Annotated in this window: 1 pseudogene; it reads right to left on the bottom strand. The window is 55.8% G+C overall.

What is annotated here, in order from left to right:
* Positions 1–20: 20 nt before the first annotated feature.
* Positions 21–249: pseudogene (locus AMS67_RS17560) on the bottom strand (hypothetical protein); the annotation flags it as partial.

Here is a 249-nt window from a genome sequence, read left to right as displayed (position 1 = left end):
TCCAGACAGAAGAACCCAGACTATACTTCTCCCAGTCTCGGGGGCACGGATAGTTGGAGAAGAGAAAGGGAGGAGAAGGCGGTCATGCCAGTGGCGAGCGCGTCCGCTGTGGAGATGTCGATGCAGAGATACTTGAGCATTGCCGCGATGAGGACCGGCACGAGGTTCTCTGCAATGAGTGCGAAAAAAAAGGGGAAGAAGAAGAAAAAGAAGAATAGAAAGGGGAGGGCGGCGAGACCGCTCGCCGGG

This window comes from Leucobacter japonicus (assembly GCF_001273855.1).
In the GTDB taxonomy this organism is placed as follows: domain Bacteria; phylum Actinomycetota; class Actinomycetes; order Actinomycetales; family Microbacteriaceae; genus Leucobacter; species Leucobacter japonicus.
This window is presented reverse-complemented; position numbering and strand designations above follow the sequence as displayed.